This window comes from Pseudomonas sp. rhizo66 (assembly GCF_031931925.1).
Taxonomy (GTDB): domain Bacteria; phylum Pseudomonadota; class Gammaproteobacteria; order Pseudomonadales; family Pseudomonadaceae; genus Aquipseudomonas.
Genome location: NZ_JAUJWZ010000054.1, coordinates 1 through 770, shown reverse-complemented (window position 1 = coordinate 770; position 770 = coordinate 1). Strand labels below are relative to the sequence as shown.

The following is a 770-nucleotide window of genomic DNA, read 5'->3' as shown; positions in this document are numbered from 1 at the left end:
ACTTTGACGTCGTCGTCACCCAGTTCGTCGAGATCCACACGAGTGGTCGGCTGGCCTTTGACCAGCACCAGCGGTGGGTTCAGGCGGTCACCGTTCATATCGACCAGCACCGATTGCAGGGCCGACCACGGTGCGCGCTCGTCCGGGTAGTTGCCGCAGCGGTCGACCACCTGAAACGCCACCGCCACCGCTGAGCCATCGCCGGCGGCTTTGATCAGGTCGTAATCGAAAGTGATGTCGATGGGGTTTTTCAGTGGATCCGCGGCTTGTTCCGGGGTGACCAGATGCATCACTTGCTGGCTGCCCCAGCGGGCGTGGATGCGGTCGTAGCGAGTCAGGTTGCGGTAGGGAACGATGCGCATCGTCACCACGCCGTTTTGCGGAAAGTCCTGATCGACTTCGTAGCGGTCGAGGGAAAAGTTGAGGTCGGAGTGGCCGTCATCGCCGGGGATGTCATCGTATTCGCCGGGGCGGGTCAGTTTGACCAGCAGCTTCAAGCGGGGTCTGGATTCTTCGCCGGGATAGTTCTTTCCGGAAATCTTGTAGTAAACGTTGGTGGCATCACCGTCGAGCACAAAGTCCTTGGCCAGGGTGAAGATCACATCCCGATTGAGTTCGGACTCGTATTGAATGGTCTTGCTCCACACCTCCTGCGTAGCGTTGTTCCAAAACACATCGACCCGGTCGCCGATGTCCATGTCGAGCCAGGCAGGCACAGTGCCTTGCAAACCGTTTTCCACGCCACGAATGGGGATGCCGCCATCGTAGTC

General features: G+C 59.4%; 1 pseudogene. It reads right to left on the bottom strand.

Features of this window, described 5'->3' with window-relative positions:
* Positions 1-770 (bottom strand): annotated as a pseudogene (locus QZR14_RS27920) (hypothetical protein); the annotation flags it as partial.